28 protein-coding genes are annotated in these 25,107 nt (G+C 70.6%); 11 read left to right on the top strand and 17 right to left on the bottom strand.

What is annotated here, in order from left to right; all coding sequences use genetic code 11:
• The first annotated feature begins 92 nt into the window (after positions 1–92).
• Positions 93–272 (top strand): hypothetical protein, encoded by a 180-nt coding sequence (locus tag SROS_RS22260; protein ID WP_012891190.1) that lies wholly within the window; start codon positions 93–95, stop codon positions 270–272.
• On the opposite strand, the gene SROS_RS22255 is transcribed toward SROS_RS22260, so the two are convergent.
• Entirely contained in the window at positions 215–1,426 is a 1,212-nt protein-coding gene (locus SROS_RS22255) for an MFS transporter (RefSeq protein WP_012891189.1), read from the bottom strand. The genes SROS_RS22260 and SROS_RS22255 overlap by 58 nt on opposite strands.
• Positions 1,427–1,498: 72 nt before the next feature.
• Between SROS_RS22255 and SROS_RS22250 the strand changes: the two genes are divergently transcribed.
• Positions 1,499–2,470, top strand: coding sequence for a GlxA family transcriptional regulator (locus SROS_RS22250; RefSeq protein ID WP_012891188.1), 972 nt, complete (start codon positions 1,499–1,501; stop codon positions 2,468–2,470).
• A gap of 31 nt (positions 2,471–2,501) precedes the next feature.
• On the opposite strand, the gene SROS_RS22245 is transcribed toward SROS_RS22250, so the two are convergent.
• Positions 2,502–3,104: a TetR/AcrR family transcriptional regulator gene (locus SROS_RS22245; protein ID WP_012891187.1), complete on the bottom strand. Its 603-nt coding sequence runs from the start codon at positions 3,102–3,104 to the stop codon at positions 2,502–2,504.
• Positions 3,105–3,185: 81 nt separating this feature from the next.
• On the opposite strand from SROS_RS22245, the gene SROS_RS22240 reads away from it, so the two are divergent.
• Together SROS_RS22240 and SROS_RS52260 are read left to right on the top strand one after the other, a co-directional pair.
• Positions 3,186–4,184, top strand: coding sequence for an SDR family NAD(P)-dependent oxidoreductase (locus SROS_RS22240; RefSeq protein WP_012891186.1), 999 nt, complete (start codon positions 3,186–3,188; stop codon positions 4,182–4,184).
• A gap of 275 nt (positions 4,185–4,459) precedes the next feature.
• Complete coding sequence (locus SROS_RS52260) at positions 4,460–6,451, top strand: histidine kinase dimerization/phosphoacceptor domain-containing protein (RefSeq protein ID WP_012891185.1); 1,992 nt, start codon at positions 4,460–4,462, stop codon at positions 6,449–6,451.
• A gap of 111 nt (positions 6,452–6,562) precedes the next feature.
• On the opposite strand, the gene SROS_RS22230 is transcribed toward SROS_RS52260, so the two are convergent.
• Both SROS_RS22230 and SROS_RS22225 read right to left on the bottom strand, forming a co-directional pair.
• The gene (locus tag SROS_RS22230) at positions 6,563–7,342 is read right to left on the bottom strand and encodes an ABC transporter permease (RefSeq protein WP_012891184.1); all 780 of its coding nucleotides are present in this window, start codon (positions 7,340–7,342) and stop codon (positions 6,563–6,565) included.
• Positions 7,339–8,247: an ABC transporter ATP-binding protein gene (locus tag SROS_RS22225; protein WP_012891183.1), complete on the bottom strand. Its 909-nt coding sequence runs from the start codon at positions 8,245–8,247 to the stop codon at positions 7,339–7,341. Before SROS_RS22225 ends, SROS_RS22230 begins: the two co-directional genes overlap by 4 nt.
• Before the next feature lie 132 nt (positions 8,248–8,379).
• Here SROS_RS22225 and SROS_RS22220 point away from each other — a divergent pair, with 132 nt between their 5' ends.
• Positions 8,380–9,492, top strand: coding sequence for a sensor histidine kinase (locus SROS_RS22220; protein ID WP_012891182.1), 1,113 nt, complete (start codon positions 8,380–8,382; stop codon positions 9,490–9,492).
• Positions 9,489–10,160 carry a response regulator gene (locus SROS_RS22215; protein ID WP_012891181.1) on the top strand — a complete coding sequence of 224 codons (672 nt, stop codon included), beginning with the start codon at positions 9,489–9,491 and terminating at the stop codon, positions 10,158–10,160. The genes SROS_RS22220 and SROS_RS22215 overlap by 4 nt, the downstream gene beginning before the upstream one ends.
• A gap of 117 nt (positions 10,161–10,277) precedes the next feature.
• Here the strand turns inward: SROS_RS22215 and SROS_RS22210 are convergent, their stop codons facing one another.
• Genes SROS_RS22210 through SROS_RS22200 form a run of 3 tightly spaced genes read right to left on the bottom strand, consistent with a single transcriptional unit; the run spans position 10,278 to position 12,921 of the window.
• On the bottom strand, positions 10,278–11,024 hold the full coding sequence (locus SROS_RS22210; RefSeq protein ID WP_012891180.1) for an SDR family NAD(P)-dependent oxidoreductase: 747 nt from the start codon (positions 11,022–11,024) through the stop codon (positions 10,278–10,280).
• Complete coding sequence (locus SROS_RS22205) at positions 11,021–12,001, bottom strand: alpha/beta fold hydrolase (RefSeq protein WP_012891179.1); 981 nt, start codon at positions 11,999–12,001, stop codon at positions 11,021–11,023. Before SROS_RS22205 ends, SROS_RS22210 begins: the two co-directional genes overlap by 4 nt.
• On the bottom strand, positions 11,998–12,921 hold the full coding sequence (locus SROS_RS22200; protein ID WP_012891178.1) for a zinc-binding dehydrogenase: 924 nt from the start codon (positions 12,919–12,921) through the stop codon (positions 11,998–12,000). The genes SROS_RS22205 and SROS_RS22200 overlap by 4 nt, the downstream gene beginning before the upstream one ends.
• A gap of 88 nt (positions 12,922–13,009) precedes the next feature.
• On the opposite strand from SROS_RS22200, the gene SROS_RS22195 reads away from it, so the two are divergent.
• Positions 13,010–14,032, top strand: a complete 1,023-nt coding sequence (locus SROS_RS22195; RefSeq protein ID WP_012891177.1) for a LysR family transcriptional regulator — start codon at positions 13,010–13,012, stop codon at positions 14,030–14,032.
• Positions 14,033–14,133: 101 nt separating this feature from the next.
• Here the strand turns inward: SROS_RS22195 and SROS_RS22190 are convergent, their stop codons facing one another.
• Positions 14,134–14,805: a TetR/AcrR family transcriptional regulator gene (locus tag SROS_RS22190; protein WP_012891176.1), complete on the bottom strand. Its 672-nt coding sequence runs from the start codon at positions 14,803–14,805 to the stop codon at positions 14,134–14,136.
• Positions 14,806–14,966: 161 nt separating this feature from the next.
• Between SROS_RS22190 and SROS_RS22185 the strand changes: the two genes are divergently transcribed.
• On the top strand, positions 14,967–15,491 hold the full coding sequence (locus SROS_RS22185) for a nitroreductase/quinone reductase family protein (protein ID WP_012891175.1): 525 nt from the start codon (positions 14,967–14,969) through the stop codon (positions 15,489–15,491).
• 147 nt (positions 15,492–15,638) lie between these two features.
• Here SROS_RS22185 and SROS_RS22180 read toward each other — a convergent pair whose 3' ends face one another.
• Entirely contained in the window at positions 15,639–16,094 is a 456-nt protein-coding gene (locus tag SROS_RS22180) for an Lrp/AsnC family transcriptional regulator (protein WP_012891174.1), read from the bottom strand.
• A gap of 93 nt (positions 16,095–16,187) precedes the next feature.
• On the opposite strand from SROS_RS22180, the gene SROS_RS22175 reads away from it, so the two are divergent.
• Together SROS_RS22175 and SROS_RS22170 are read left to right on the top strand one after the other, a co-directional pair.
• Positions 16,188–17,054, top strand: a complete 867-nt coding sequence (locus tag SROS_RS22175) for an LLM class flavin-dependent oxidoreductase (RefSeq protein WP_012891173.1) — start codon at positions 16,188–16,190, stop codon at positions 17,052–17,054.
• On the top strand, positions 17,054–17,479 hold the full coding sequence (locus tag SROS_RS22170; protein ID WP_012891172.1) for a nucleoside deaminase: 426 nt from the start codon (positions 17,054–17,056) through the stop codon (positions 17,477–17,479). Before SROS_RS22175 ends, SROS_RS22170 begins: the two co-directional genes overlap by 1 nt.
• Positions 17,480–17,527: 48 nt before the next feature.
• On the opposite strand, the gene SROS_RS22165 is transcribed toward SROS_RS22170, so the two are convergent.
• The 4 genes from SROS_RS22165 to SROS_RS22150 all read right to left on the bottom strand — a co-directional run bounded on the left by SROS_RS22165 (position 17,528) and on the right by SROS_RS22150 (position 20,244).
• Entirely contained in the window at positions 17,528–17,890 is a 363-nt protein-coding gene (locus SROS_RS22165) for a DUF5335 family protein (protein ID WP_012891171.1), read from the bottom strand.
• Between the two features lie 220 nt (positions 17,891–18,110).
• Positions 18,111–18,314 (bottom strand): cold-shock protein, encoded by a 204-nt coding sequence (locus tag SROS_RS22160; protein WP_012891170.1) that lies wholly within the window; start codon positions 18,312–18,314, stop codon positions 18,111–18,113.
• A gap of 349 nt (positions 18,315–18,663) precedes the next feature.
• The gene (locus SROS_RS22155) at positions 18,664–19,626 is read right to left on the bottom strand and encodes a threo-3-hydroxy-L-aspartate ammonia-lyase (RefSeq protein WP_012891169.1); all 963 of its coding nucleotides are present in this window, start codon (positions 19,624–19,626) and stop codon (positions 18,664–18,666) included.
• Positions 19,627–19,662: 36 nt separating this feature from the next.
• Positions 19,663–20,244 (bottom strand): MarR family winged helix-turn-helix transcriptional regulator, encoded by a 582-nt coding sequence (locus SROS_RS22150; protein WP_043652599.1) that lies wholly within the window; start codon positions 20,242–20,244, stop codon positions 19,663–19,665.
• A gap of 582 nt (positions 20,245–20,826) precedes the next feature.
• Between SROS_RS22150 and SROS_RS53920 the strand changes: the two genes are divergently transcribed.
• Positions 20,827–22,017, top strand: coding sequence for a DUF4158 domain-containing protein (locus SROS_RS53920; protein ID WP_052317007.1), 1,191 nt, complete (start codon positions 20,827–20,829; stop codon positions 22,015–22,017).
• Positions 22,018–22,035: 18 nt separating this feature from the next.
• Here the strand turns inward: SROS_RS53920 and SROS_RS22135 are convergent, their stop codons facing one another.
• The 4 genes from SROS_RS22135 to SROS_RS22120 form a co-directional block, all read right to left on the bottom strand.
• Positions 22,036–22,512, bottom strand: coding sequence for a hypothetical protein (locus tag SROS_RS22135; RefSeq protein ID WP_012891167.1), 477 nt, complete (start codon positions 22,510–22,512; stop codon positions 22,036–22,038).
• A 72-nt stretch (positions 22,513–22,584) separates the two neighbouring features.
• Positions 22,585–23,520, bottom strand: coding sequence for a tyrosine-type recombinase/integrase (locus tag SROS_RS22130; RefSeq protein WP_012891166.1), 936 nt, complete (start codon positions 23,518–23,520; stop codon positions 22,585–22,587).
• Positions 23,521–23,806: 286 nt separating this feature from the next.
• Positions 23,807–24,211: a type II toxin-antitoxin system PemK/MazF family toxin gene (locus SROS_RS22125; protein ID WP_012891165.1), complete on the bottom strand. Its 405-nt coding sequence runs from the start codon at positions 24,209–24,211 to the stop codon at positions 23,807–23,809.
• Between the two features lie 101 nt (positions 24,212–24,312).
• A complete protein-coding gene (locus tag SROS_RS22120; RefSeq protein WP_012891164.1) occupies positions 24,313–25,101 on the bottom strand; it encodes an SDR family NAD(P)-dependent oxidoreductase in 789 nt (262 codons plus the stop codon).
• Between the last annotated feature and the right edge of the window lie 6 nt (positions 25,102–25,107).

Raw genomic sequence — 25,107 nt, 5'->3', positions numbered from 1 at the left:
GAACCTCCGTAACGGCTCTGCTATCTAAACCGTAGAGCAAGCTAGTTAGGAATACAACCTAGCTTGCGTCCCAGTCAGGCCGATGCGGTGGCGTGCTCGCGGATCGGCGGGCCGGCCTGGAGGTGTTCGACCGCACCGGGCCGGCGCCCGCACCCGGAGTCGTCGTCAGGCCGATCGAGATCACCGCGCTCGCCGCCCTGCAGACGATGACCGACTACGTCGGCAAGCCGGCCGGTACCGGGACCGGGACCGACTGGCCTCCGGCCTCCTGAGGGTCCCGGCCCAGCCGCCTGACCGGCTTGATCAGCAGCAGCGCCGCCACCACGCCGACCGTCACCAGGGCCGACCCCAGCATGAAGGAGCGCGGTTCGACCAGCGTGGCGACCGGACCGGCCAGCGCCTGCCCGACTGCCATGCCCGCGACCGACCCGGCCACCTGGTAGGCGTTGACCCGGTTCACCACGTCCGGCGCGACCTGCGTCTGCACGCTGGTCGACCACATCACCGACCAGAACGCCAACGCGCACCCCCCGAGCAGGTGCCCGGCCATCAGCAGCGGCAGCGGCAGCCCGAGCGCGACCGTCAGCGGCACCGCCACGTACCCGCTCAGCGCCGCCGCCCCGGCCGCCAGCGGCCTGCGCGGCCTGAGCCTGATCGCCACCAGCCCGCCCAGCACAGTGCCGAGGCCGAGCGCCGCCATCACCCAGCCGTAGTCGGCCCCGATGACCTGCGACGACAGCGGCACGTACGGCCCGACCACCAGAACGCCCCAGAACACCCAGACCAGGATGACCGACCACATCCAGCTCCTGGCCTTGAACTCCTCCCAGCCCCTGCGCAGGTCGCTCAGCACGTTGGAGGGCTCCGGCCTGGGTACGGCGACCCGGACCAGCAGCAGGAACACCCCGCTGACCAGGAACGTCGCGGCGTCCACCGTGTAGACGAAGACCGGCCCGGCGACGACGACGAGGACTCCGGCCAGTGCGGGGCCCGCCAGCTGGGTGACCGCCTCGGCGATCTTCAGCGTCGCGTTGGCCCGCTGCGGATCTTTGGCGACCAGGGGGACCATGCCGTTGACGCACGGTTCGAACGTTCCGGCGCCTATGCCCGACAAGAACGCCATCGCCAGCAACAGGGCGAGCGGCGGCGCGCCATCCAGGAAGGCGACGGCCACACACCCCTGAGTGACGACCCTGAGTATGTCCGCGCCGATCATCAAGCGCCGGGCGCCGATCCGGTCGGCGAAAACCCCGCCGAACAGCATGACCAGCACAGCCGACGCGGTCCAGATCGCGAGCACGTAGCCGACGCCCGCGATCCCGTAGACTTTCCCGATCGCCAGCGCCGAGGCGACGGGCATCATCGCGTCACCGAGCAGCGAGATCGTGCGGGCCCCGAAGTAGAGGGTGAAATTTCTCGTCCACATGAGCCCCAATTCTGGATACTTCCAGATCAGAGCACCGGTGTCCTAAATGACATCATTGGGTACATTTGCGCCATGCCCCTGGATTGCCCGGAAACGCTCCCGACGCCCCCCAGCCCGCACCGCGTGGTCGCCTTGGTCGCCCCGAACCAGGAGCTCTACCCGGTCACCTCCGCCTCGGCCGTCTTCGGCTACCACGGCCCCGACATCCCCCAGCACTACAGCTTCAGCCTGTGCGCCGAACACCCCGGCTCCCTCCCCACCACCGTCGGCGTCCCCATCCAGGTGGACAGCGGCCTCGAAGCCCTCGACGACGCCGACACCGTGGTCATCGCGGGCTGGACCCTCACCCCCTCGCCCGCCGTACTCCACGCGGTGTCCCAAGCCCATGCCCGAGGCGCCCGCATCGTCGCCGTCTGCGCCGGAATCTTCATCCCCGCCGCCCTGGGCCTCCTGGACGGCCGCCGCGCCTCCGTCCACTGGGAACTCTTCAGCGAACTCGCCGCCCGCCACCCCCGCGTCATCCCCGACGGCACCGTCATCTACGTCGATCACGGCGACGTCGCCACCGCCGGCGCCTCGGCCGCCACCCTCGACCTCTGCCTTCACCAGGTCTTCCGGGAGTACGGCGCGGCCCACGCCATGCGCATCGGCCGCCAGCTCGCCGCCGGTCCGCACCGCGAGGGCTGCCAGCGCCAGTACCCTCCCCTCCCCACCACCGGCCCCATGCCGGACTCCCTGGCCCCCCTGCTCGAATGGCTCCTCTCGCGCCTGCCCGACCAGATCACCGTCGAGGACATGGCCGCCTACTCGGGCGTCTCTCCCCGCACCCTCACCCGCCAGTTCACCGACCAGATCGGCGTCCCGCCCGCCCGCTGGCTGCTGGAACGCCGCCTGGCCGCCACCCGCGCCCTGCTGGAGGAGACCGACCTGCCCGTCGAGACCATCGCCACCCGCGTCGGCCTCTCCTCGGCGGTCAACCTCCGCCGCCGCTTTCACACCGCCCTGCGCACCACCCCGGCCGCCTACCGCCGCTCCTTCCGCTGAAGGTCCCGGGCGCTTCCGCCACGATCATCGGTCAGGTGACGGATCGCGCCACCAGGGCCATGGCCTGCCGCATGGCGTTCCGTACCTCGTCGGGTCCGTCGCCGCGCTGCAGCGCGCTCACCGCGGACGCGCTGACCGCGCCCACCATCGCGCCGACCAGGGCGGGGGCGGTGGTCGTGTCGAGCCTGTCGGGGAACGCCCGCTGCAGCGCCTGGGCCAGCTCGGCCTGAGCGGTGAGGTAGCGCTGCAGCAGCCGGGCCTGCAGCGCCGGCTCCGAGGCCGCCAGCCGCGCCCGAAGCGCCGCGAGGCCGCTGGGCAGGTCGTGATCCCAGGCATTGAAGATCATCTGTTCCGTCGCCCGCACCAGCACTCCGGACAGCGGCTCCCCGGCGTGGCGCTCGGCGATCGCCTCCAGTGCCAGATCGACGCGCACGTCGGCGTTGGCCAGGAGCACGTCCTCCTTGGTCTGAAAGTGGAGGAAGAAGGTGCGGGGGGACACCTCCGCGGCGCCGGCGATCTCGGCCACGGTCACCTGGTCGTAGCCCCTGTCCTCGAACAGGCGCACCGCCGCCTCGATCAACGCCTGCCGGGTGCGCTGCTTCTTGCGCTCCCGCAGTCCCGGTTTCTCCACCATGCGAACCACTTTACTTCATTAGCTGCAGTCATGCATACAATGAATCACTACAGCGACTGCAGTCATCGAAGGGTGGTCATCATGGGAAGTCTGGACGGACGTGTCGTCCTCATCACCGGAGCAGGGCGCGGCATCGGGCGGGAGGAGGCGTTGTTCTTCGCCGCCGAGGGTGCCAAGGTCGTCGTCAACGACCTCGGCGTCGCCATCGACGGCACGGGCGGCGACGCCGGCGTGGCGGCGGACGTCGTCGAGGAGATCATCGCGCGCGGCGGGCAGGCCGTGGCCAACACCGACAGCGTCGCCGACTGGGACGGCGCCCGCCGCATGGTGGAGACGGCCCTGCAGTCCTTCGGCGACCTGCACGTAGTGGTCAACAACGCGACCATCGAACGGAACATGGGCCTGGCCGACCTGTCGGAGGAGGACTTCGACGACGTCCTGGCCGTCAAGCTCAAGGGCACTTTCGCGGTGACGCACTGGGCGGCCCGCCACTGGCGCGACCGGTTCCAGGCAGGGGACCGCGCCGACCGCGCCGTCGTCAACACCTCCTCCGGCTCCGGACTGCTCAACCCGCTGCCCGCGCAGGTCTCCTACGCGGCGGGCAACGCCGGGGTGGCGGCGCTGACCGTCGTGGCCGCCCTCGAGTTGGGCCGCTACGGCGTGCGGGTCAACTGCATCTCGCCGTCGATGGCTCGCACCAGACTCACCCTCGGCGTTCCCGGCATGAGCCAGGAACCGCCGGCGAGCCGGTTCGACCCCCTGCACCCGGCCGCCAGCGCGCCTGTCGCCGCCTACCTGGCCAGTTCGGCCTGCCCGCTCACCGGCCAGGTGCTGTCGGTGCGAGGCAGTACGGTCGCGGTCAACCAAGGCTGGTCCCTCGGCGGCCACATCAGCCAGGACGGGCCATGGAGCGTGGAGGAACTGGCCGAGAAGGTGAAAGAGCTGCCGACGGACGACCCCTTCGACAAGCTCGCCCAGGCCCTGTCCGGCGCGCTCGGCACCACTGGACGCGCCGAACTCCAGGAGATGATCAACGCCCTGCTGGACCAGGGAGGCCGCTCCGGCACGGCCTCCGCATGACGCGATAGCGCACAGCCCGGACCGCGTGCTCAGGTTCGCGGTCCGGGGGACGGACGGGGCCCGCCCCGAGAGCACCACGAGACCACAACGGAACCGGCGCGGGTGCCGGGTGCTCCGAGTCAAGATCTCCAGCAGTGAACGTTCCGGCAACCGGTCCTTGACCGCCGCGGCCGGCGCCCCGGCGCCGTGCCCGGCGGATTTGCGGGCCTGACCTGGCCGTCAGAGTTTGCTGACAGGTCGGCACAGGCCTCAGAATCCCCTCCTGGAGGGGATCCATGAGGCGGAGAGTGGACTACGCGGCGCGGGCCGTGGCCCTGTCCCTGGGCGCGCTCGGCCTCGCGGCGCTGGCCGCGCACGTGGTCATCGAGCTCGCGATCAACCCCCGGCCGCCCGGCATCGGTGACACCGCCCGCGTCCAGGCGCTGCTCAGCACCCCGCTGGGCATGCTGATCGTGCTGCGCCGGCCCGGACTGATCGTCGGCTGGCTGCTCCTGCTGGTCGGCGCGGCCAACGGCTGGGTGACGCTCGCCATCTCCCTGTACGAGGTGTACGGGCAGGGCGCGGTGCCGCTCCCGCCGCTGCTCTACTGGCTCCTCGGCTTCCGCGGCGCCGTCACCACCTGCACGGCGCTCATGCTGCCGCTCGCGCATCCGGACGCCGGCCTGCTGCGGCCCCGATGGCGCTGGGTCTACCTGGCGCTGATCTCGTGGCAGCTGCTCCTGCTGGCGATCGCCATCCCGCGGCTGCACGAGTCCGCCGGGCCGCTCGCGAGCCTGTACCAGGTGTCCGCCGTGATCTGCGGGCCGCTGCAGTGGGTGAGCCTGCTCGTGCTACTCGTCCGGTTCTGGCACGCCGACCCGGACGCGCGGCGGCAGATCGCCTGGCTGGCGCCCGTCGTGGCCTTCGACAACCTCGCCTTCACCGAGATCCTCGGCTGGGACTACCTCTGGCTGGACACCATCGGCGAGGCGGCCGTGCCGATCGCGGTGGCCATCGCCGTACTCCGCTACCGGCTCTACTCGATCGACACGCTTGCCAGCCGGGCCCTGGTCGGAGGCGCCCTGGTGGTCTTCGTCGCCACGGCGTACCTGGCCGTCGGCGCGCTCACCGGACTCTTCCTGGCCGACTACGGCGAGCTCTTCGGCGTGGTCGCGGCGATCCTCGCGGGCCTGTCGTTCCTGCCCGTCCAGCGGCGCCTGCAACGCCTGCTCGACCGGCTCCTGTACGGCAGGAGCGGCGACCCCCAGGCGCACGCCGAAGCCCTGCGGCGGCAGATCCAGCACGCCGGTCCCTCCCAGGCGCTGGAGGCGGCGGTGCGGGCGGTGGCCGACGGCCTGGCGGTGACCGGGGTGGCGGTCCAGACCGAGGAGAGCCACGTCGTCGGCGAGCTCGGGGACGACCCTCGCAAGGTCCCCCTGGTGTGGCATGGCGAACCCGCCGGGACGCTGCTCCTCGGCCCACCCGGGGCGCGGCGCTTCCCCCGGGCGTACGAGCGGCGGATGCTGGCCGTCCTGGTGCCGATCGTCGCCGACGTCGCGCATGCCGTACAGATGGCTCATGACCTGCGACGTTCATGGGAACGGGCGGCCGGGGCGCGGGAAGAGGAGCGGCGGCGGCTGCACCGGGACCTGCACGACGGGCTGGGGGGCAGGTTGGCCGGGATAACGATCGGGCTGGAGGCGGTGCGGCGATCCCTGGGCTCCCCTGACCTGGCCTATCGGCTGCTGTCCGATCTCCGGGTGGGGATGGACGACGTGAACGGCGAGATGCGGGAGCTGGTGCAGGGCCTCCGGCCCCGCGCACTGGACGCGATCGGGCTGGAGCAGTCGATCCGGCTGCTGGCGGGGGAGGTGCCGGTCACCGTCAGGGGAAGCCTGGAGGGACTGCCCCCCCGCGGTGGAGGTCGCGGCGTACCGGATCGTGCAGGAGGCGCTGACCAACGCCCGGCGTCATTCCGGTGCGGAGGTCATCACCGTGGTGCTGGAGCGGGCGGGCGACCTGCGGGTGCGGGTCACCGACGACGGGGTGGGTGTCGGCGCGTCGGCTCGGGGCTCGGGCTTCGGCCTGTCGACGATGCGCGAACGGGCCGCCGAGGTGGGCGGCACCTGCTCGGTCCGTGGCGGCGAGCACGGCGGCACCGTGGTCGAGGTTGTTTTTCCCGTCCCGACATGACCGGTGGGGGCAGCCCGCCGCGCGGGAACGCTTACATCTCCTGGCGGCGGCGCAAACAGCCGGAGTCGCCCGACGCGGCCCAAGGCTCCTGCTGAGCCCCCCTGACGGAACGGCACCCATCGCTGCGACAGCACTCACCGTTGCGGTCAGGGCCGGGAGGCACACGCCTCCCGGCCCCAACCGGATCCCATGTGGTCCGGCTCCGATCAGCTGTCCCGCCGCTCCACCAGCAGCAGCACCGGGGCCAGCACGAGGACGGCGTACGCGGCCAAGAGCAGAGCGGCCACGAGCATTCCCGGCCGGGGATCCGGCTGGAGCGTCGTCAGTGATTCGGCGAGCCCGATGAAGGTGTAGCGGACGGCCTGCTCCTGCAGCGAGCTGGGGAACACTGCGGGCAGGGCGCTCATCACCACGAACGTCACCACCATGAACACCGTGATCGCCGCCCCTGTCCCGCGCACTGCCGCACCGACCGCGAACCCGAACACCGCGATGAAGACCGTGTAGGCGACGCCGCCGAGCAGGGCCTTCCAAGCGCCGCCATCGCCCAGCCCGATCCCGAGCCCGTCCGGGTAGAGGGCCTGGGTCAGGAAGAACGTCCCGAACGTGAGCGCCGACGCCACCGCCGCGACCAGCGCAGCCAGCACCGCCAGCTTCGCCGCCAAGAGCCGCCGCCGCCGCGGAACGGCCAGCAGCGAGCTGCGGATCTGCCCGGTCGAGTACTCCGAGGTGACCGTCAGCACTCCCAGCACCCCGAACGCGAACTGCGCCAGCAGCACGGCGCTCAGCGGCTCAAGCGGGTCGAACCCGCCCTCCACCAGCCAGGCCTTGGGTAGCGCCGCCGCTTCGACCGGATCGACCGACAACGCCGTCAGCACTCCGAACACCAGCACGAGCACCGTCGCCGCCCCCAGGCACCACCACGTCGACCGCACCGATCCAAGCTTGATCCACTCCGACCGCACGATGTACCGGATGTCTGTCATGACTGCCCCTCCAGAGCGTGGTATTCGACTGCTTCGCCGGTGAGGTCCAGGTAGGCCTCCTCCAGGGAGGAGCGGTGTTCGGCGAGGTGGATGATCTGGATGCCGGCTCCGAGGAGGAGTTCTCCGGCGCGGGTCGCGTCGATGCCCTTGATGAGCAGGTCGCCGCCGTCGACGGTGACGTCTCCGCCGGCTCGTGCGAGCAGCCCGACCGCCGTGCCTGTCTTCGCCTCGGGGACCCGGAGCTCGATGGACGCCGTCGCCACCAAATCGCCGATGGGGGCGTCGGCCAGGAGCCTGCCGCGGCCGATCACGATCAGATGGTCGGCGGTGTTCTGCATTTCAGCCATCAGGTGGGACGAGACGAAGACCGTCCGCCCCTCGGCGGCCAGGTCCCGCATCAGGGTGCGGACCCACTGGATGCCCTCCGCGTCCAGGCCGTTGACCGGTTCGTCGAACAGCAGGACGCCGGGCTCGCCGAGCAGGGCCGCGGCGATGCCGAGCCGCTGGCGCATGCCCAGGCTGAACCCGCGGATCCGGCGGCCCGCCACTGCGGCCAGCCCGGCCAGCTCCAGGCAGGTGTCCACTCGGCGATCCCCGATGCCGTTGGCCGTCGCGATCACCCGCAGATGGTTTCGGGCCGTCCGCCCGGAATGCACTCCTGAGGCGTCCAGCAGCGCCCCGACCCGGGTGAGCGGCCGGTCGAGCTCGCGCAGCGGCTGCCCGTCGATCAGGACGCGGCCCTCGTGTGCCCGGTCGAGCCCGAGGATAAGCCGCATAGTTGTGGACTTGCCCGCGCCGTTCGGCCCGAGGAACCCGGTGACGCGTCCCGGACCGACCGTGAAGGTGAGCCCGTCGACGGCCGCGGACCTGCCGTAGCGCTTGACCAGACTGGTGACTTCGATCATCTTGTGCCTCCCGGGCTCCACGGTCGCCGATCGGACGGGCAGGCCGCTTCCGCCCACGGTGCCGATCACGCTTCGGACCGTGGGGGGAGGCGGCGGGACGAAGCATGTCGATACGGTCATGTCGTGAATGCGATGCGCCCGTGGCACTGGACCGCCCTGGACGCCGTCGCCATCCTGCTGCTGGCCGCGCTCGCCGCGGACGGCGACGGCGAGCCGGGTCTGTTCCTGCCCCTGCTCCTGGTCACGGCCCCGGTCCTGCTCCGCCGTAAATACCCGGTGCCCGTCCTGATCTGGACGAACGCCATCACCTACCTGTTCGTCCTCAAGCTGGACGCCACCACGCAGCCCGCCGCCTGGATGCTGGCCTCCTACTCGGCCGCCGTCCGGTCGAGACGCGCGGCCGTCCTCACCGGCGCAGGCACCTGGCTGCTGGCCCAGGGGATCGTCCTCCGCCAGGACGACATGACCCCGCTCCAGCTCGTCGTGCTCCCGCTGATCGTCACGCTGCCGCCGTGCGTGCTGGCCGACGCCGTCCGCCAGAGCCGCGCATGGATGACCGCCTTCGCCGACCAGCAGCGCCGCCGCGCCGACGCCGAAGCCGAGGCCCGGATCGCCGCGGAACGCCTGACGATCGCCCGCGAACTGCACGACGTCGTCGCCCACGGGGTGACTCTGATGACCGTCCAGGCCGGCATCGCGCGCCTCCGCTCCGCCCCCGACGACCCGCTCCACGAGGTCGTCGAGACGATCGAGCAGACCGGCCGCTCATCCCTCGCGGAGATGCGCCGCCTGATGAACCTCCTCCGCAGCGACGACGCCGACGGCCTCGCCCCCCAGCCCGGCCTGGCCGATCTGGGCGACCTGGTCGCCGCGGCGTCCGCATCGGGCCTGCGCACCGAACTGGCGATCCACGGCACCCCGCGTCCACTGGCCGCCGGCGCCGACCTGGCCGCCTACCGGATCGTCCAGGAGGCCCTGACCAACGCCGTGGTGCACGCCGCCACCAGATCGGCGACCATCGACGTCACCCACGAGGCCGACGGCGTCCGCCTGCGGGTGTCCAACCCCGGCCCGGTCGCTGTGCGCGGCGAGGGTCAGGGCATCCCCGGCATGAAGGAACGAGCCCGTCTCTACGGCGGCACGGTGAGTGCCGAGCCCACGTCCCCGGACGGCTGGCAGGTGGAGGCCTGGCTCCCCTGCGCCCCCGAAGAGACGGCCCTCACACTGGACGGGGCCCGTCAATGATCCGAGTCATGCTCGCCGACGACCAGGCCCTCCTCCGGGTCTCGCTCTCGGCCCTCCTGAACACGGAACCGGGCATGCGGGTCGTAGGCGCCGCGGAGAACGGCGCCGAGGCGATAGACCTGGCCGCGGACCTCCGCCCCGACGTGGTGTTGATGGACGTGCGCATGCCGGGGACGAACGGCATAGACGCCACCCGGAAGATCACCGAAGACCCGTCGATCCGCGTCGTCATCCTGACCTCGTTCGACCTGGACGAGTACGTCTTCGCCGGCCTCCGCGCAGGCGCCAGCGGCTTCCTCCTGAAGGACTCCCCTCCGGAAGACCTCCTGACGGCGATCCGCGTGGTCGCAGCCGGCGAGGCCCTGCTGACCCCGGCGGCAACCCGCCGCCTGATCGAACGCTTCACCGCCACACCCCCGTCTCCCGCCGACCGCCTCCCCGAATCCACCCCGTCCCGCAAGATCCTCGCCACCCTCACCGACCGGGAACGAGACGTCCTGGCCAGAGTGGCCCGAGGCATGTCCAACGCCGAAATAGCCGCCGACCTGGTCCTGGCCACCAGCACGATCAAAACCCACCTGACCAACCTGCTCGCCAAAACAGAAGCCCGAGACCGAGCCCAACTGGTCATCTTCGCCTACGAATCCGGCCTGACCGCCGCACCCTAGATGGAGGAACCGGACGCGCCGGTCCCGCTCGACCAGCGGTCACCCGCACCGGCCGGCCGGTCGAGCCGCAGTGTCCCGTATGGGATGCCGATCCCATGTCCACGAGGGCGGCGGCTGTCAGGCAGGGATCGCGTTCACGAGGCCGCCGTCGATCACCAGGTCCTGGCCATTGATGTAGGACGCCTCGGGGGAGGCGAGAAACGCCACAGCTGTGGCGATCTCCTCCGGTTGGCCGAACCGGCCCGCCGCGATGCGATCGGTGATGACCGCGGTCTCCGTCTCGCTCAGCGCTGCGACGGGATACATCGGTGTGTCGATGTATCCCGGACTGATCGAGTTGACGCGGATGCCCCGGGGCGCGAGATCCGCTGCCAGGGTGCGGGCCAGATTGTGCGCGGCCGCCTTGGTGGCCGAGTACAACGTGAGGATGCCGTTACCGCGGTGCAGAGTCCAGGAGGCGTTGATGACGATGGAGCCGCCCTCGGCGATCAGCGGCAATGCCTTCTGGATCGTGAAAAACACGCCTTTGAAGTTCACGTCGACGGTGTGATCGAAGTCGGTCTCGGTGATGTCGGCGAAGGGGGCGAAGGTGCCCACTCCGGCGTTGGCGAAGACGACGTTCAGCCTGCCGTATCGCGTCTTGATCGTGTTCATCAGGGCGTCCAGAGCCTTGAGGTCGGCTATGTCCGCCACCACGCCGAGGGCGCGCGGGCCGAGCATGGCCGCAGTCTGGTCCACGCGCTGCCGGGTGCGGCCGGTGACGACCACGTGGGCGCCCTCGGTGATGAGGCGGCGTGCGGTGGCCAGTCCCATGCCGCTCGTACCGCCGGTGATCAGGGCGGTCTTGTCGGTGAACCGTGTCATGCGAGTGCTCCGGAGATCCAGTCGGCGGCCGCGGCCAGCCAGTCGGGGCGGGCGTTGCCGAGCAGGTGGTCGCCATGCGGGAGGTACAGGTGGTGACCGTGTGGTGCCAGGCGGGCCAGCGGCTCGCCGTTGGTCACGCCGGGAATGACGTCCTGGCCGCCGTCGACTACCAGCAGCGGGCAGGTGATCTGCGGAGCGAGGGTGGACAGGTCCACCTGGCCGGCGAAGCGGCGGGCCGTTTCCTCGCCGCCGGCCCGCTGGATGAGGAGGTCCTGTACGGGGGGTGGTAGGGCGTCCCAGTACAGCCGGAAGGGGCCGCTGACAGTGACGGCGGCCGCGACGCGGCTCTCCCGGGCGGCGCTCTCGGCAACGTAGTAGCCGCCGAGGCTGAGCCCGACGAGTCCCACGCTCTGCGTGCCGAGTGCGTCGATGACCTGGCCGATCACGTGGTGGTAGTCGGCGCGGACGGTGGTGGTGGCGGCGAGCACGCCCTGCCCCGGCCCGTCCATGGCGAACACGGCCAGGCCCCGGCGCAGCAGGGCGGCGACGACGTCGTGGAACTCCTCCTTGCCGGAGTCCAGTCCGGGAACCACCACGGCTGTCGCCGCGGCATCGGCCGGTCCGCGCAACCAGCCGGTGAAGCCCGGACCTTCGATCCGGCGCGCCTGCGGCTCCAGCAGGTCCAGCGCACGTCCCATGGCGGTGTCGGCCTCGGCCGCCGCGAGCGCGCTCTCACGGTTCGGCCCCAGTGTGGCGAAGTGGAACCAGCGTGCCGCCACACAGAGGTGCTCGGCTGCTGAGATCGGGGTGGCCGCCCGCCCGGCGCGCGCCAGATGCTCGTGAGCGACGCGCATGAGGGCCTCGCCCCACTGGTCCAGGTCGACCAGCTCGCCGGTGGCACGCAGGTACTCGTGCGGGTCCAGCCCGGCCCCGGTTGCACGCGACAGGTTGGCGGCAGCGAAATCCGCGGCACTCATTGCGATGCTCCGATCGTCAGGACGGCCTTGCCGCAGATCCGGCGTTCCCGCAGGTCGACCAGGATCTCGGCGGTCTGGCTCCAGTCGGCGGTACGGCCGATCTCCGGGTGCAGCCGCCCGCCGGCCGCCAGGCGTACCAGGGTGGCCAGGTCACGACCGTACGGCGCGCCCGCGTAGTGGAAGTGCCGGATCACGGCGTTCTCCGGCCCGGCGAGCAGATCGAAGAAGTTCAACGTCGCCGGGGTACGGCTGGCCTGCCCGAACCACACCAGAATGCCATCCGGGACCAGCCTGGCCAGGGCGGCCGCCAGTGCACTGCCGCCGGTCGACTCCAGCACCACGTCGAACGGTCCGTCCGCCTCGCCCACGTCGTGCACGATCGCCGCGGCGCCCAGCTCCCGCAGGCGCGCGCCGCGCTCTGCCGTGGCGGTTACCGCGGTCACCTCCGCCCCGGCCGTTGCGGCGAACTCGGTCAGGTAGTGCCCCACCCCACCGGAGGCGCCGGTCAGCAGTACCCGCCTGCCCGTCACGGCGCCGACGGTGCGGAGCAGCCGGAGCGCGGTGATCCCGGCCAGTGGCAGAGCGGCCGCCTGGACGGTGGCAAGCGCGTCGGGCAGGACGGCGATCGAGTGGGTGGGCACGGCCGCGTACTCGGCCCAGCCGCCCATGGGTGGATGGCCCACCACCCGGCTGCCGGCCGGTGGGCCCGAGCCGTCGGCGGCGGCCTGCACGACCAGGCCGGCGACGTCCTTCCCCGGCATCAGGCCGGGCTCCGGCGCTTCCAGCAGGAACGTCTCCCCGCGATTCGGGGAGAACGCCTCAACCTTGATCAGCACCTCGTCCGGGGCGGGCGCGGGCTGGGCATCCTGGGCGAACTCGACCGGCCGCGAGGTAACTCCCGTAGGGATCAATCTACGCATGCGGCTATGAAACCGGCAGGCGGATCGCGTGATCCAACAACGGAAGCGACAGGCCGACAAGCATTGGTTGTCGCCTAAGGTGACAGGCGTGGACCTCGACCTGGCGCAGGTGCGCGCGTTCGTACTGGCGGCTGAAGAGCTGCACTTCGGCCACGCGGCCGAGGAACTGTCGATCTCCCAGCAGGCGCTCTCCAAGCGGATCGCCCGCCTGGAATCCACACTCGGAAGGCGCCTGCTCGACCGCGGCGGCCGGGGAGTGCGCCTCACCGAGGCCGGACAGCGTTTCCTGGGGCCGGCCCGGCAGGCGCTGACCGCCGCGGACCTGGCCGTGGCGGCGGTGCTGGACACGCACCGCCCGCTGCGGATCGACGTCTGGGGCCACCTGTACGCGCCCATGCGCACCCTGGCGCGGGTGGCGACCGGCGAGCCGCAACTGGAACTGGGGCACGGCCGCGACCTGCCCTCGGTGATCGCCGCGCTGCTGCACGGCGACATCGACGCGGCCTTCGGGCGCGTCCACGCGCCGCTGCCCGCCGGGCTGACGCATCGCCTGGTACGGCTGGAACCGGTGGACGCGATCCTCAGCGTCGAGCACCCGTTGGCGAACGCGCCGACGATCCGGCCGGCGCAGTTGCGCGACAGCGTGCTGTGGATCCCCGGCGCGCTCCACCGGCTGGACTTCCTGCACCGCTTCGCCGAGTCCTTCGGCATCCACGAGCGCGCCGAAGGCGCGAACCTGGGCCTGGACCACTTCCTGGCCGACCTGGCGGCCGACACGCGCCGCTTCAGCCTGCTGCCCGCAGACGTGCCCCTCCCGCCGCGCCCGGCGATCCGCTCAGTCCCGCTGATCGGCCCCACGCCGCTGTATGCCTGGTCACTGCTCTGGCGCGGCAACGGCGGCCATCCGCCGCCGGACGCCTTGGTGAGCGCCTTTGTGGCGGCGGCTGAGCACAACCGGTGGCTGGAATACGATCCCACCCGCGATTGGCTGCCCGAGCGCAACAGCGTGGACGCCGGCGTATCGGCTACATCGCGAGGAGCCCAGCCGGCCGGCCCGACGAGCCAATCGAGGGCACAGGTTAAAGATCAAGCCGGGCACCGGCGAGCGTAATACGTGCTGAAACCGGCAGGCGGCCCTCCGCACACCCCCGTCCATGCCTGCCTGCCGACCAGTGACGGCTCAGCGCAGCTTGAGGAGCGCGTCCCGCCCGGTCATCGGCGAACTCCTCGTCCGTTCGGGGCCGTGGTCTCCACCGCGGACAGCAGGAGGTCGATGCCGAAGGAGTAGTAGGCGACGAGGTCAGGGGGGGCGGAGAGGGTGGCGGCGAAGGCGGCCAGGTTGGGGTAACGACCGGGAGGGAGACGTTCCAGGTCGAGGCGATGGTGCCGCCTGAACTCCGCGGCCTCCTCCTCGTCGCTTCCCACGCCGCCGGGCTGGCAGGACACCATCGCCACGGCCCCCAGGAGCAGATAGGTGGCCACCTGGTCGGCTTCCTGGAGCGTGAACCCGGCCTCGGTGAGCAGCCCGATCGCGGTGTCGGTGGCCCGGCGGTATTCCTCGGCCACGCTCTTGTCGATCATCGGTAGCAGGGTGGACAGGTACGGGTGCGCACGCGTCTGCTCCACCAGCGTGGTGACCATGGCGCGGAGACGCTGGTTCCAGGGCCGGTCCGGGTCCACGTCGGCGACGAGCGCCGCGAGCAGGCGGTCGGCGAGCGCGGAGAGCAGCTCGTCCTTGTTCTTGACGTGCCAGTACAGCGCCGTGGGCGCGACACCGAGCTCGGCGGCGAGCCGGCGGATGGTGACCGCCGGGAGCCCTTCGGTGTCGGCAAGCCTCAACGCCCGCTCGATGACGGCCTGGCGGGTCAGTTTCTCTGGAGCCACTTGACAACTGTACGGGGGACAGGATCTCCTGTGCAACGTTCATGTACAACGTTCGCGAACGACGTACAGGGGAGGTCGGTGACCGAACAGGCGACCGCTCCCTTCGGGAGGCGCGCGTTGCCGTCCTCCCGGCAGGCAAGATCCCCAAGGAGGCATCAGACATGAGAGACGACGCCAAGGCCGGGCCCACGCGCCTGCACCGCTTCGACCACTGGCTGTATCGCGGTGGCCGGCCCAACCTCCTGGCACGGGCGATCAACCGGGCCTGGGCCACCGTGTTCGCGGCCGGGGTCCTGCAGCCGGACCGGATGGTGACCCTGCGGGTGCCGGGCCGGCGCACCGGCCGCGTCATCTCCTTCCCCCTGGTCGTCGCGGACCACCAGGGCGAGCGCTACCTGGTGGCGATGCTCGGCCAGGACACCAACTGGGTGCACAACGTCCACGCGGCCGGAGGGCGGGCGGTGCTGCGGCACGGCCGCAGCGAAGCCGTACGCCTGGACGAAGTCGACCCCGGAGACCGGGCGCCCATCCTGCGCCGCTACCTGGCCGTCTCGCCGGGAGGCCGCACCCACATCCCGGTGCACCCGCAGGCACCGCTGGAGGAGTTCGAGCAGATCGCCACGGAGTACCCGGTCTTCCGTATCACCCCCGACCGGCCGGCGGCCCCGCCCGGCGCCGGCCGATAGCCCGGCCCCGCGCCCACCACGCCCAACCGGATCATGCCGGTAAAACGCCCTTTCACCACCGAGTGGCCGGCCGGAACCGCGGGAAGTCTGCTGTGGGGGAGTGGGACTCCGCGCGCGGAGGCGGAAGAGGACGGCGGGGCCGGCGCGCTAAGCCCCCTGAGGCCCCTGAGGCCCGCGGTAGGGCAGGGTCTGGCTGTAGACGATATTGGTGTTGATGCTGCCGAACTGGGCCAGTTCGTTAACGATCTGTTCGAGGTGGACCATGGAGGCCGCGGCCACCTTCAGCGTGTAGCAGTCGTCGCCGGTGGTCCTCAGGCATTCCAGGATCTCGAAGCGCTCGCCGAGCAGCCGGTGCAGTGGCCGGTGCTGGCTGCCGGGGTACTTGAGGCGCACCATGGCGAGCACGGGGAGGCCGACCTTCGCCAGATCGACGGTGGCGTGGTAGCCGGTGATGACGCCCGCCGCCTCCAGCCGCTTGACCCGCTCGGTCGTCGCGGAGGCGCTGAGGTTCACCCGCCGCCCCAGCTCGGTGAGCGGGATGCGGCCGTCGCTCTGGACCTCGGCCAGAATCGCCCAGTCGGTCGCGTCAAGAGTCTCGGTCATTTGGCAAAGATACCGGCAGATCCACGGTTTACCGGGCTATACGCCGAGACAAATCTCTTCCAGCCCGAGGTGACCGCTGGATAGCCTGAACGGGTGCAAATAGGTATCAATGTCCCAAATTTTGGGCCCGGCACCGATCCCGGCACGCTGCGGAGCTGGGCGCAGACGGTGGAGGGACTGGGCTTCGACCTGCTGATGGTCTCCGACCACGTCGCGGTGACACCCGACGTCGCGGAGCAGTACCCGGCGCCGTTCTACGAACCCTTCACCACCCTCGCGTGGCTGGCCGGAATCACCAGCCGGGTCAGGCTCGGGACCACGGTGCTCATCGTGCCGTACCGGCACCCGCTGCTCATCGCCCGCATGGCCGCCAACCTCAACCAGCTCAGCGGGGGACGGCTGGTCCTCGGCGTGGCCTCCGGGTGGGCACGGCAGGAGTTCGAGGCACTTGGCGTCCCGTTCCAGCAGCGCGGGAAGCTGACCGACGATCACCTCCGGGCGGTGCGCAGCGCCTGGGAGGACGACGAGGACTACCGGAGCGGGCGGATACCGATCTGGGTCGGCGGCAACAGCGACGCCGGCCTGCGCCGGGCGGTACGCCTCGGCGAGGCATGGCATCCGCTGCGGTCCACCCTTCCCTGGCTGCGCGAGGCGGCGGACCGGATGAAGGCCGTCGCGGACGAGCAGGGACGGCCGGTTCCCGCCCTGACCCCCCGCATCGCCCTGCGGCTCACCGAGTCGCCGATCACCGACCCCGGGCGGCTCGCCGGCGAGGGCACGATCGACCAGGTCATCGACGACCTGCGGCAGCTGCGCCTCCTCGGCGCCGACACCGTCGTGCTCGACCCGTTCAACGGCGACCCCCGCGAGACGTGCCATCCGAAGACGGCGTGGCGGGCGCTCGCGACCGTAGCCGCCTGCTGGGATCAGGAACACCCTCACTCACCGACGGAGCACTGATGACACACGACGACGAACGCTTTCTCCGCAGGGCCATCGAGCTCGCCGGCACGGCACGGGCGGCCGGAGACCCACCGTTCGGATCACTGCTGACGGGACCGGACGGCAGCGTGATCGCCGAAGACCGGAACACGGTCCTGACCGACTCCGACATCACCGCCCACCCCGAGCTGAAGCTGGCCCGATGGGCGGCCCGCGAACTCGACCCCGAGACGGCCGCCGCCACCACCATGTACACCAGCTGCCAGCCCTGCGGCATGTGCGCGGGCGCCATCGAACGGTCCGGCCTCGGCCGCGTCGTGTTCGCGCTCTCCACCGAACAGCTCACCGGCCTCAAGCCGCCGGCCACGGGCGCAGGTGCCCGCCAGGAGGGCCCGGCGCTGTTCGAGGAGGCGCGCAAGGCGGTCGAGGGCTACTACCTGTGATCCGCCGCGGGTGAAGGACCGGGACGGCGCGGCCGACGCGAGCGGCCCCTACCCGGAGACCGGGGTCAGGTAAAGGGTCACGATCGTCTGAACCCCCTCGGCGTCGACGACGTCGAACGCCCGCATCGTGCCCTGCCGCATGGTGTCGGACAGGACCCGCTGCGGATGGTCGACGGCATGGCGCAGCACCACCGGGTAGCGCCCGTCCCGGCCCCCCACCCCGACCGAGAACTGGTCCTCCCTGGGGTCGTACTCCAGGTAGGCCAGCGGTACCCTCTCGGCCTCCACCAGGTCCCCGAATTCCCCGCTGACCACTTCGATCGTCACGTCGACACCCTCGTAGTTGCGCGTCATGTCGTCGAAGAACTCGCGCCACTCGTCCCGCGGAAGTCCCTGCGGCTGCTGGTTCATGTCACGGCTCCCCTTTCGGTCACAGCCCGTAGGCTGCGTCGCCACCATGCTCGACGAGTCCGGGAGCACGCCACATCGCCCGATCGAGTAGAAAACCCCGCCACGGCAACCAGGGCACGGGCCGCTCTCAACCGGCGACGACAACGCTCGCTCCGGCCCCCGAAACGGGACAGGGCCCGCACCTTTTCGGGTGCGGGCCCTGTCTCGGGCGTGCGCTGCGTCAGACGGGAACGATGTTCTCGGCCTGCGGGCCCTTCTGGCCCTGCGTGATGTCGAAGGACACCTTCTGGCCCTCCTGCAGCTCACGGTAGCCCTGGGCGGCGATGTTCGAGTAGTGGGCGAAGACGTCAGCGCCGCCGCCGTCCTGCTCGATGAAGCCGAAGCCCTTTTCCGAGTTGAACCACTTCACGGTTCCGGTCGCCATGTCAATCTCCTTCGATAGGGGGCAGAGCCGAAATCCGCCTTGCACGGATTTCGCGTCGCCGCGATGAGCCCACCGGAGATGACCGGTAAAACAAAAATGCACCTGAGGGTCACATCCCGCCAGGTGCACACAGAGTTTCATGGGTACCGCAACTGCAACTGGATTAACGGTACCACCTGCGCGGGCCGAAGGACGAGGCACCCCGGATCCTGCCCTCCACTTTCCGGCTCCGGACTCCCCGGAGCCGCACCGAAGGGTGCGGATTCCCCGGAAAACCAGTCCAAATAGTGCCAGGGACCACACGGTTAACGTGGATACCGTCCGGCGGCCCCTCCGTGTCGGCCGCTGATCATGAGGCCAGCAGCGACACGAAGCGGTCGAGGTCGACGTTGCCGCCGCTGACGATCACACCGACCCGCCCGCCTCGCAGCCGCGGGGCGAGTTTGCGGACGGCGGCGAACCCGAGGCATCCGGTGGGCTCGACGACGATCTTCATGACCGACCCGAAGATCCGCATGCATTCGACGAGTTCGCTGTCGGTGACGGTGAGGATGTCGTCGACCTCGCGGCGGATGATCTCGAAGGTGTGGGCGCCGAGGTGCTGGGTCTGCGCGCCGTCGGCGATGGTCGCCGGGGTGTCGATGTGGACGATCGCCCCCTGGCGCAGGGACCGCCGGCCGTCGTCTCCGGCTTCGGGTTCGACGCCGTACAGCTCGCAGCCAGGCGAGAGCTCCCGGGCCGACAGCGCCGTGCCGGAGAGCAGCCCGCCGCCGCCGAGAGGCACGAAGATCGCGTCGAGATCGCCGACCTCCTCGAACAGCTCCTTGGCGGCGGTGCCCTGACCGGCGATCACGTGAGGGTGGTCGTAGGGCGGGATCAGCGTGAGGCCCCGGTCGGCGGCCAGGGCGCGGCCGATCTCCTCCCGGTCCTCGGTGTAGCGGTCGTAGGTGACGACCTGCCCGCCGTACCCCTTGGTGGCGGCCACCTTCGCGGCCGGCGCGTCGTGTGGCATGACGAGCGTGGCCGGGATGTCCAGCAGCCGGGCGGCCAGGGCGATCGCCTGGGCGTGGTTGCCCGAGGAGTAGGCGACCACGCCGGCGCGCCGCTGCTCGGAGGTGAACCGCGACAGGGCGTTGAACGCGCCGCGGAACTTGAAGGCGCCCATGCGCTGGAAGTTCTCGCACTTGAACACCACGTCGGCGCCGACCTGCTCGTTGATCCGGCGTGAGCGCAGCACCGGGGTGCGGTGGGCGTGCGGCGTGATGCGGGCGGCAGCGCTCCGGACGTCGTCAAAGGTCGGTGACAGGGACATGGGCCGGCTCTTTTCGGTTGGCGGCGGGTGTCCGGCTCAGGGCTGGGCGGTGCTCGTGCCGCCGGCCTGGTTCAGATACTGGTCGAGTTGGCGGTGGTTGTCGACGAGGCGCAGGCAGAGATGCCGCATCTGGGCCAGCTCGTCGGGCGTGAAACCCCGGAAGATCGCCGCCATGGCGGCCTGGGTGGGCCGGCGGAAGGATTCCACCCACGCCTGCCCGGCGGGGGTGATCCGGGCCAGGACGGAGCGCCGGTCGTGCCGGCCGGGGACCCGCTGCGCCAGCCCGTCGCGTTCGAGGGTGTCGACCAGGCCGGTGACGTTGCGGGAGCTCACTCCAGCCGACTGGGCCAGCTCGCCGATGCTGAGCCCGTCTTCGGTCGCGGCGCTCAGGCGGATCAGGATGTCAAGCGCCCCCGCGCTCAGACCGCGGCCCTGCGCTCCATGGGAACGCATGCGCTCGATGGCGTGGGAGGCGCCGCGGACGGCGCCCGCGACCTCGAGGGCGAGGGTGTCGTCTCCGGCGGTGAACCGGGCCATGGCGGACCTCACCCGGGGGTCGAAGAGGCTGCCGTCGGAGTCACGTTCAAGGCCGGTCGATGATTTATGTACATGCTTCATAATGAAGTCGTACTTTAATACCTCCTTCCCTGAATTGTCGATGCGGAAGGCGGCAGGCCCTCCGGGCGCCGGAGGCGCCGGTCGGCGGCGGCGGTCGGCGGCGGCGGTCGGCGGTCGGCGGTCGAGGAGTCCCAGGATCGCGACCACACAGCACCACCCCGCCGCGCCGTACAGCGTGCGGGCGCCGATCGCGAGCGCGGTCATGTTCGCGAAGGGGGTGGACCTGCAATGGAACCGTTTCGTACGGTAAGCGCCTTTCCGCAGGCCGGGGCGGGCGCCGGACGCGGGCCGTGTGGGGTCGTCAGCGTACGTTTCCGTTCCGGCGCAGCTCGCTTGTGACCGTGGTTTCGGGGTGGATCGGCTGGTGGGTGATGCCTGGTGATGGCGATCTTCGTGTCCCGAAGTCCTCAATAACGGACAAGATCAAGAATGCTTGCAAGAGGGGCCGCTGGTTTGGGGCGTATGGCGCGGTTCTTGCCAACACCTGCCGGCCCCGGAGACCAGAACGAGTCTGTGAACGCTGTGTAACGGTCTGATTGCTTAGCGGTCGTATTGTGGTAGTGGGGTCCTACGGTGCGGACCATGCCGGTGGAGTTTCTCAGCGATCAAGAAGCGGCTGCCTACGGCCGCTACCGCGCGTCGGTGTCGCAGGCAGATCTTGAGCTGTTCTTCTACCTGGACGACGACGACCACGCGTTGATGGCGCGGGCGAAGCTGCGAGGTGATCACAATCGCCTCGGGTTCAGTATTCAGCTCACCACGGCGAGGTATATCGGCAGGTTCCTGACCGATCCGCTGGAGGGAGTGCCGACCGAGGTCGTCGACTTCCTGGCCGGGCAGATCGGGGTGGCTGATCCCTCGTGCGTGAAGCGCTACGCCCAGCGCGAGCCCACCCACCGCGAGCATGCCGGGAAGATCCAGAAGGCGCTGAATCTGAAGGACTTCGGCCAGGTGAAGGCCGAGCTGGCGGTGGATGTGGGCAAGCGGGCGTGGGTCACTGGGGACGGGCCGAAGGCCATCTTCGCCGACGCGGTGCGGTGGCTGCGCGAGCGGGAGGTGCTGCTGCCCGGGGTGTCGCGGTTGGCCCGGCTGGTGGCGAGGGAACGGGAGGCGGCCACGCGACGGCTGTGGGACACGCTGTTGGCGGCGCAGAGCGAGCAGCAGCGGCGCGAACTGGACGCGCTGCTGGTGGTGGCGCCGGGCCGCAGAGTCTCGCGGTTGGAGGAGTGGCGGACCGGGCCGACGCGGGCTTCGGGCCCGCAGATGGTCAAGGCGCTGAGCCGGATCGCCGAGATCATCGGCTCGGGGCTGTCGCGGGTGGAGCTGGACATCGCGGTGACGCCGCGGCGGCTGGCCGAGCTGGCGCGGTACGGGATGGGCACGGACGTGGCCCAGCTGAAGCGGCATGGTGCTGAGCGACGGATGGCGACGCTGGTGGCGACCGTGGCCCAGTTGGAGGCGAGTGCGACCGACGATGCCCTGGAGCTGCTGGAGTTGCTGTGGGCGACCGAGCTGGTCGGCAAGGCCCGGACCGCGGCCGACAAGGAGACGATCAAGAAGCATCCGAGGCCGGCCAAGGCCTCGGCGATGCTGGCGGTGGTGGGGCAGGTGCTGCTGGAGGCCCGGACGTGGGGCGAGGAGGAGGACGTACGGGTCGCGGAGGTGTGGGAGGCGATCGAGGCGCGGATCCCGCGCGAGCAGGTGCGGGTCGCGGTGGCCACCGTGACCGGGATGCTGCCGCCACCCGAGCCGCATGATCACCCAAGCCGGTGAACGATCGTGGTCACCGCACTAGCTGGTGTGCGGTTGGCCGTCGAGCTCGGCCGTGCCGTGCAGGGCCACCAGCCGATCGTGGGTGACGTCGCGGAACTCCACCTGCGGGTGCCTGAGCCGGGCCAGGGGGCCGTCGTCGGCGATCGGCTTGCCCGGGGTGACGGTCTCGATGCCGTAGTGCCTGGCCTTGACGACTGCGGCCTTGCTGAATCCCGATGCCGAGACCAGCACCAGCCGGTCGGTGGGCAGGTCGTCATGCTTGGCGCGCATCTCCTCCACCCAGGGCACGGCGTCCTTCCTGGACCGGCCGCGGCACTCGATGCCGATCACCACAGAGTGGCCGGCCATGTGGCCGGCGACCACGACGTCGACTTCACGCAGTTGGCCGGTGACGCGATCGCGCAGTTGCGCTGATTCGGTGACGGTGGCGTCCGCAGCGAGGTTCTTCTTGATGAAGTAGACGACTGCCTGGAAGTCATTGGACCGTGCGGGCATGCGGACACGGTAGCGGTGGGGACCGACGTTTCTGGTCGACCCGGTGCGCGCGGCCGCGCGGGTGAGCCGCGATCAGTGCTGGCGGCGGGGCGGGGCGAGGTGCTCGGTGACCTTGGCGATGGCTTCGGCGCCGGGTTTGACGTAGCGCATGGCGGTGCGGGGGTTCTTGTGGCGGGTCTTGCCCATGATGAGCTGGAGCGGGACCTCGGCGTCGCCGAGGTGGGTGGCGGCGCTGTGGCGCAGCTGGTGCAGATCGAGTCCGGCGTGCTTGTCGAGCAGGACGCGGGCGCGGTCGTAGCCGAGCCGGGCGCGGCCGGTATGCGGGCAGATGTCGCTGGCGGCCGGGCGGCGGGCCGGGACGGGGCGCCGTTCGGACAGGAACAGCGGGCCGCGGGTGCGAGACGTGCCGTCGGGGAGGCAGAGCAGGCGAGGCAGCAGGTGGGCGGTCTCGCTGTCCCAGTACACCCACTCGACGGCGCCACCCTTGGAACGGACGGGGGCACGCCGGTGCTCCAGGTCCAGGTCCTCGACGTTCAGCGCCAGGATCTCGGCGGCCCGGGCCGCGGTCTCGTAGAGCATCCGCCACAGCGTCTTCTCCCGGAGCGGGATGTCGCGGCGCGACAGCAGCCGGCGGATCGTGGTCTTGGCCACGGCGCGGGTCTCGTCGGCGGTTTCCTTGCGGCGTTCGGCGTCGGCCGGGACCGAGGGTGCGGCCCAGTGCTTCTTGGTGTGACACCAGGACAGCCACGAGGCGACGGCCGCGCGGTTGCGGTTCCAGGTCGCCGGCGCGCTCGCCCACCACAGCTCGGTGAGCGCGGCGCCGATCTCGGCGTCGGCGACGTCGGCGAGTGGCCGGTCGCGGCCGAGCAGCGCGATGGTGCGGTCGATGGCGGAGGCGTAGGCGCGGTGGGTGTTGGCCGTGCGCGGGGTGGACAGGAAGGCGTCGGCGGCCGCGGCGAGAGTGACGTGTCCGCCGCGCAAGGCGGCGACCTTCGACGTGGCGCTCATGCCGAAGGTCGCTGCGCGACGTCCGCCGTGATGTACCGGATAACGTGCCGGAGTCGCGCAGCGCCCCGGCGAGAGGTTCTCCTGGTCGCAGCGCCATCATGATCGCTCATGTACGTGATAATAGATCATTATCACGTACATGAGCATGACCGGGTAGGCCCGGCGTCGATGACGAAGGTGTCCCAGTCCTGCCCGATCAACACGATGCGCCCCGCCCAGGGCGAGCATGCGCTGTGCCTCGTCGGCCACGCGAGTGGGGCGTCCAGGACGTGGTTAACTTCTCCGCCTACCTGAGTCCACCGAGACGGAGGGCGTCCCTCATCTCGCTGAGTTTCGCGGTCGTGGCTGGGGTCCACTCCTTCGCCTGCTCCCCGAGACGGAGGGCATCCTCGATCTCACTGAGTTTCGCGGAGGACAGGACGCCCGCCTGCTCAATCAGGTCGTCCCGGGACACCGTGGTCAGCCACGTGCAAGGAGTCATGCCTGGACGAGGGAACGCTATCCGCAGCACGCCTTCGAAGGGCAGTCCTTCCCCGGCTCCTACTGCCACTTCAACGCCCAGACCGCTGAGGTCGACGCCCGCCGGAGCGACGACCTGCATCGCCCGGATCCCGGACGCGTCGTCTCCTGACAGCAGGACGACCGGCCGGCGTTCGTCGAACGCGACCCACCAGACTTCGCCACGTTGCACATGTCCTCCTGACACTGGGTGGCAGACCCGGACGGCGGTCGGGCATGCCTCTTGGGTGACACCGCCGCGCGTCGGCGATGCGGTGCCGTGTTTAGCCGGTTCTACGAGCGTAGGGAGGGCGTGTTGGCCATGGCAGCCATTCGGTCGTCGCTGGTCGTTGGTTGCTCGGCATCGCTCTCGAGCGTGATGCCGCCGGCCAGCCAGCCGCCATCGATGGTGAACACGCTGCCCGTGATGAACGAAGCGCTGTCACCGGCCAGGAACGCGACCAGGTTGGCGACCTCCTCGCTGCGCCCAGGTCGGCCCAGCGGAAATCGGCTGGCGACGTCAAGCTCTTCGCCCATTTTCCGGGTGAGATCGTTGCTGGCGATGTATCCCGGGCAGATGGCGTTGACCCGGATACCGACCGGCCCCAGTTCCAGGGCAGCCGACTTGACCAGCCCGAGCACACCGTGCTTCGACGCCGCGTACGCCGCTGACATCCGAACACCGGTGAGCCCGGCAGCCGAGGAGGTGACCACGACCGAGCCACCACTCGCGTCGCGCATCGCCCGGCCCGCCGCCTGCAAACCGAGCAGCACACCACGCAGGTTCACCGCCATGGTGCGGTCCCACTCCTCCAGCGGGTGATCCAGCACACCGGCCCAGTGTCCCGTCGCGGCGTTGAGGTGCGCGATGTGCACGGCGCCGTAACGGGCGACCGTCTCGCGCACCATCGCATCGTTGTCCTCAGGCGATGCCACGTCCACCCGCATCCCGAACGCCTGGCCACCAGCAGCCACGATCTCCCCAGCCGTACGCTCGACATTCTCGAGCGTACGGCCGGCATTATAGGCGGCAGAGCGAACGTCCCTGCTCGCCCCGCTGACCCGCGTCTGGGACGGGTTCATCCCACA

It is taken from the genome of Streptosporangium roseum DSM 43021, assembly GCF_000024865.1.
GTDB classification, from domain to species: domain Bacteria; phylum Actinomycetota; class Actinomycetes; order Streptosporangiales; family Streptosporangiaceae; genus Streptosporangium; species Streptosporangium roseum.
This window is presented reverse-complemented; position numbering and strand designations above follow the sequence as displayed.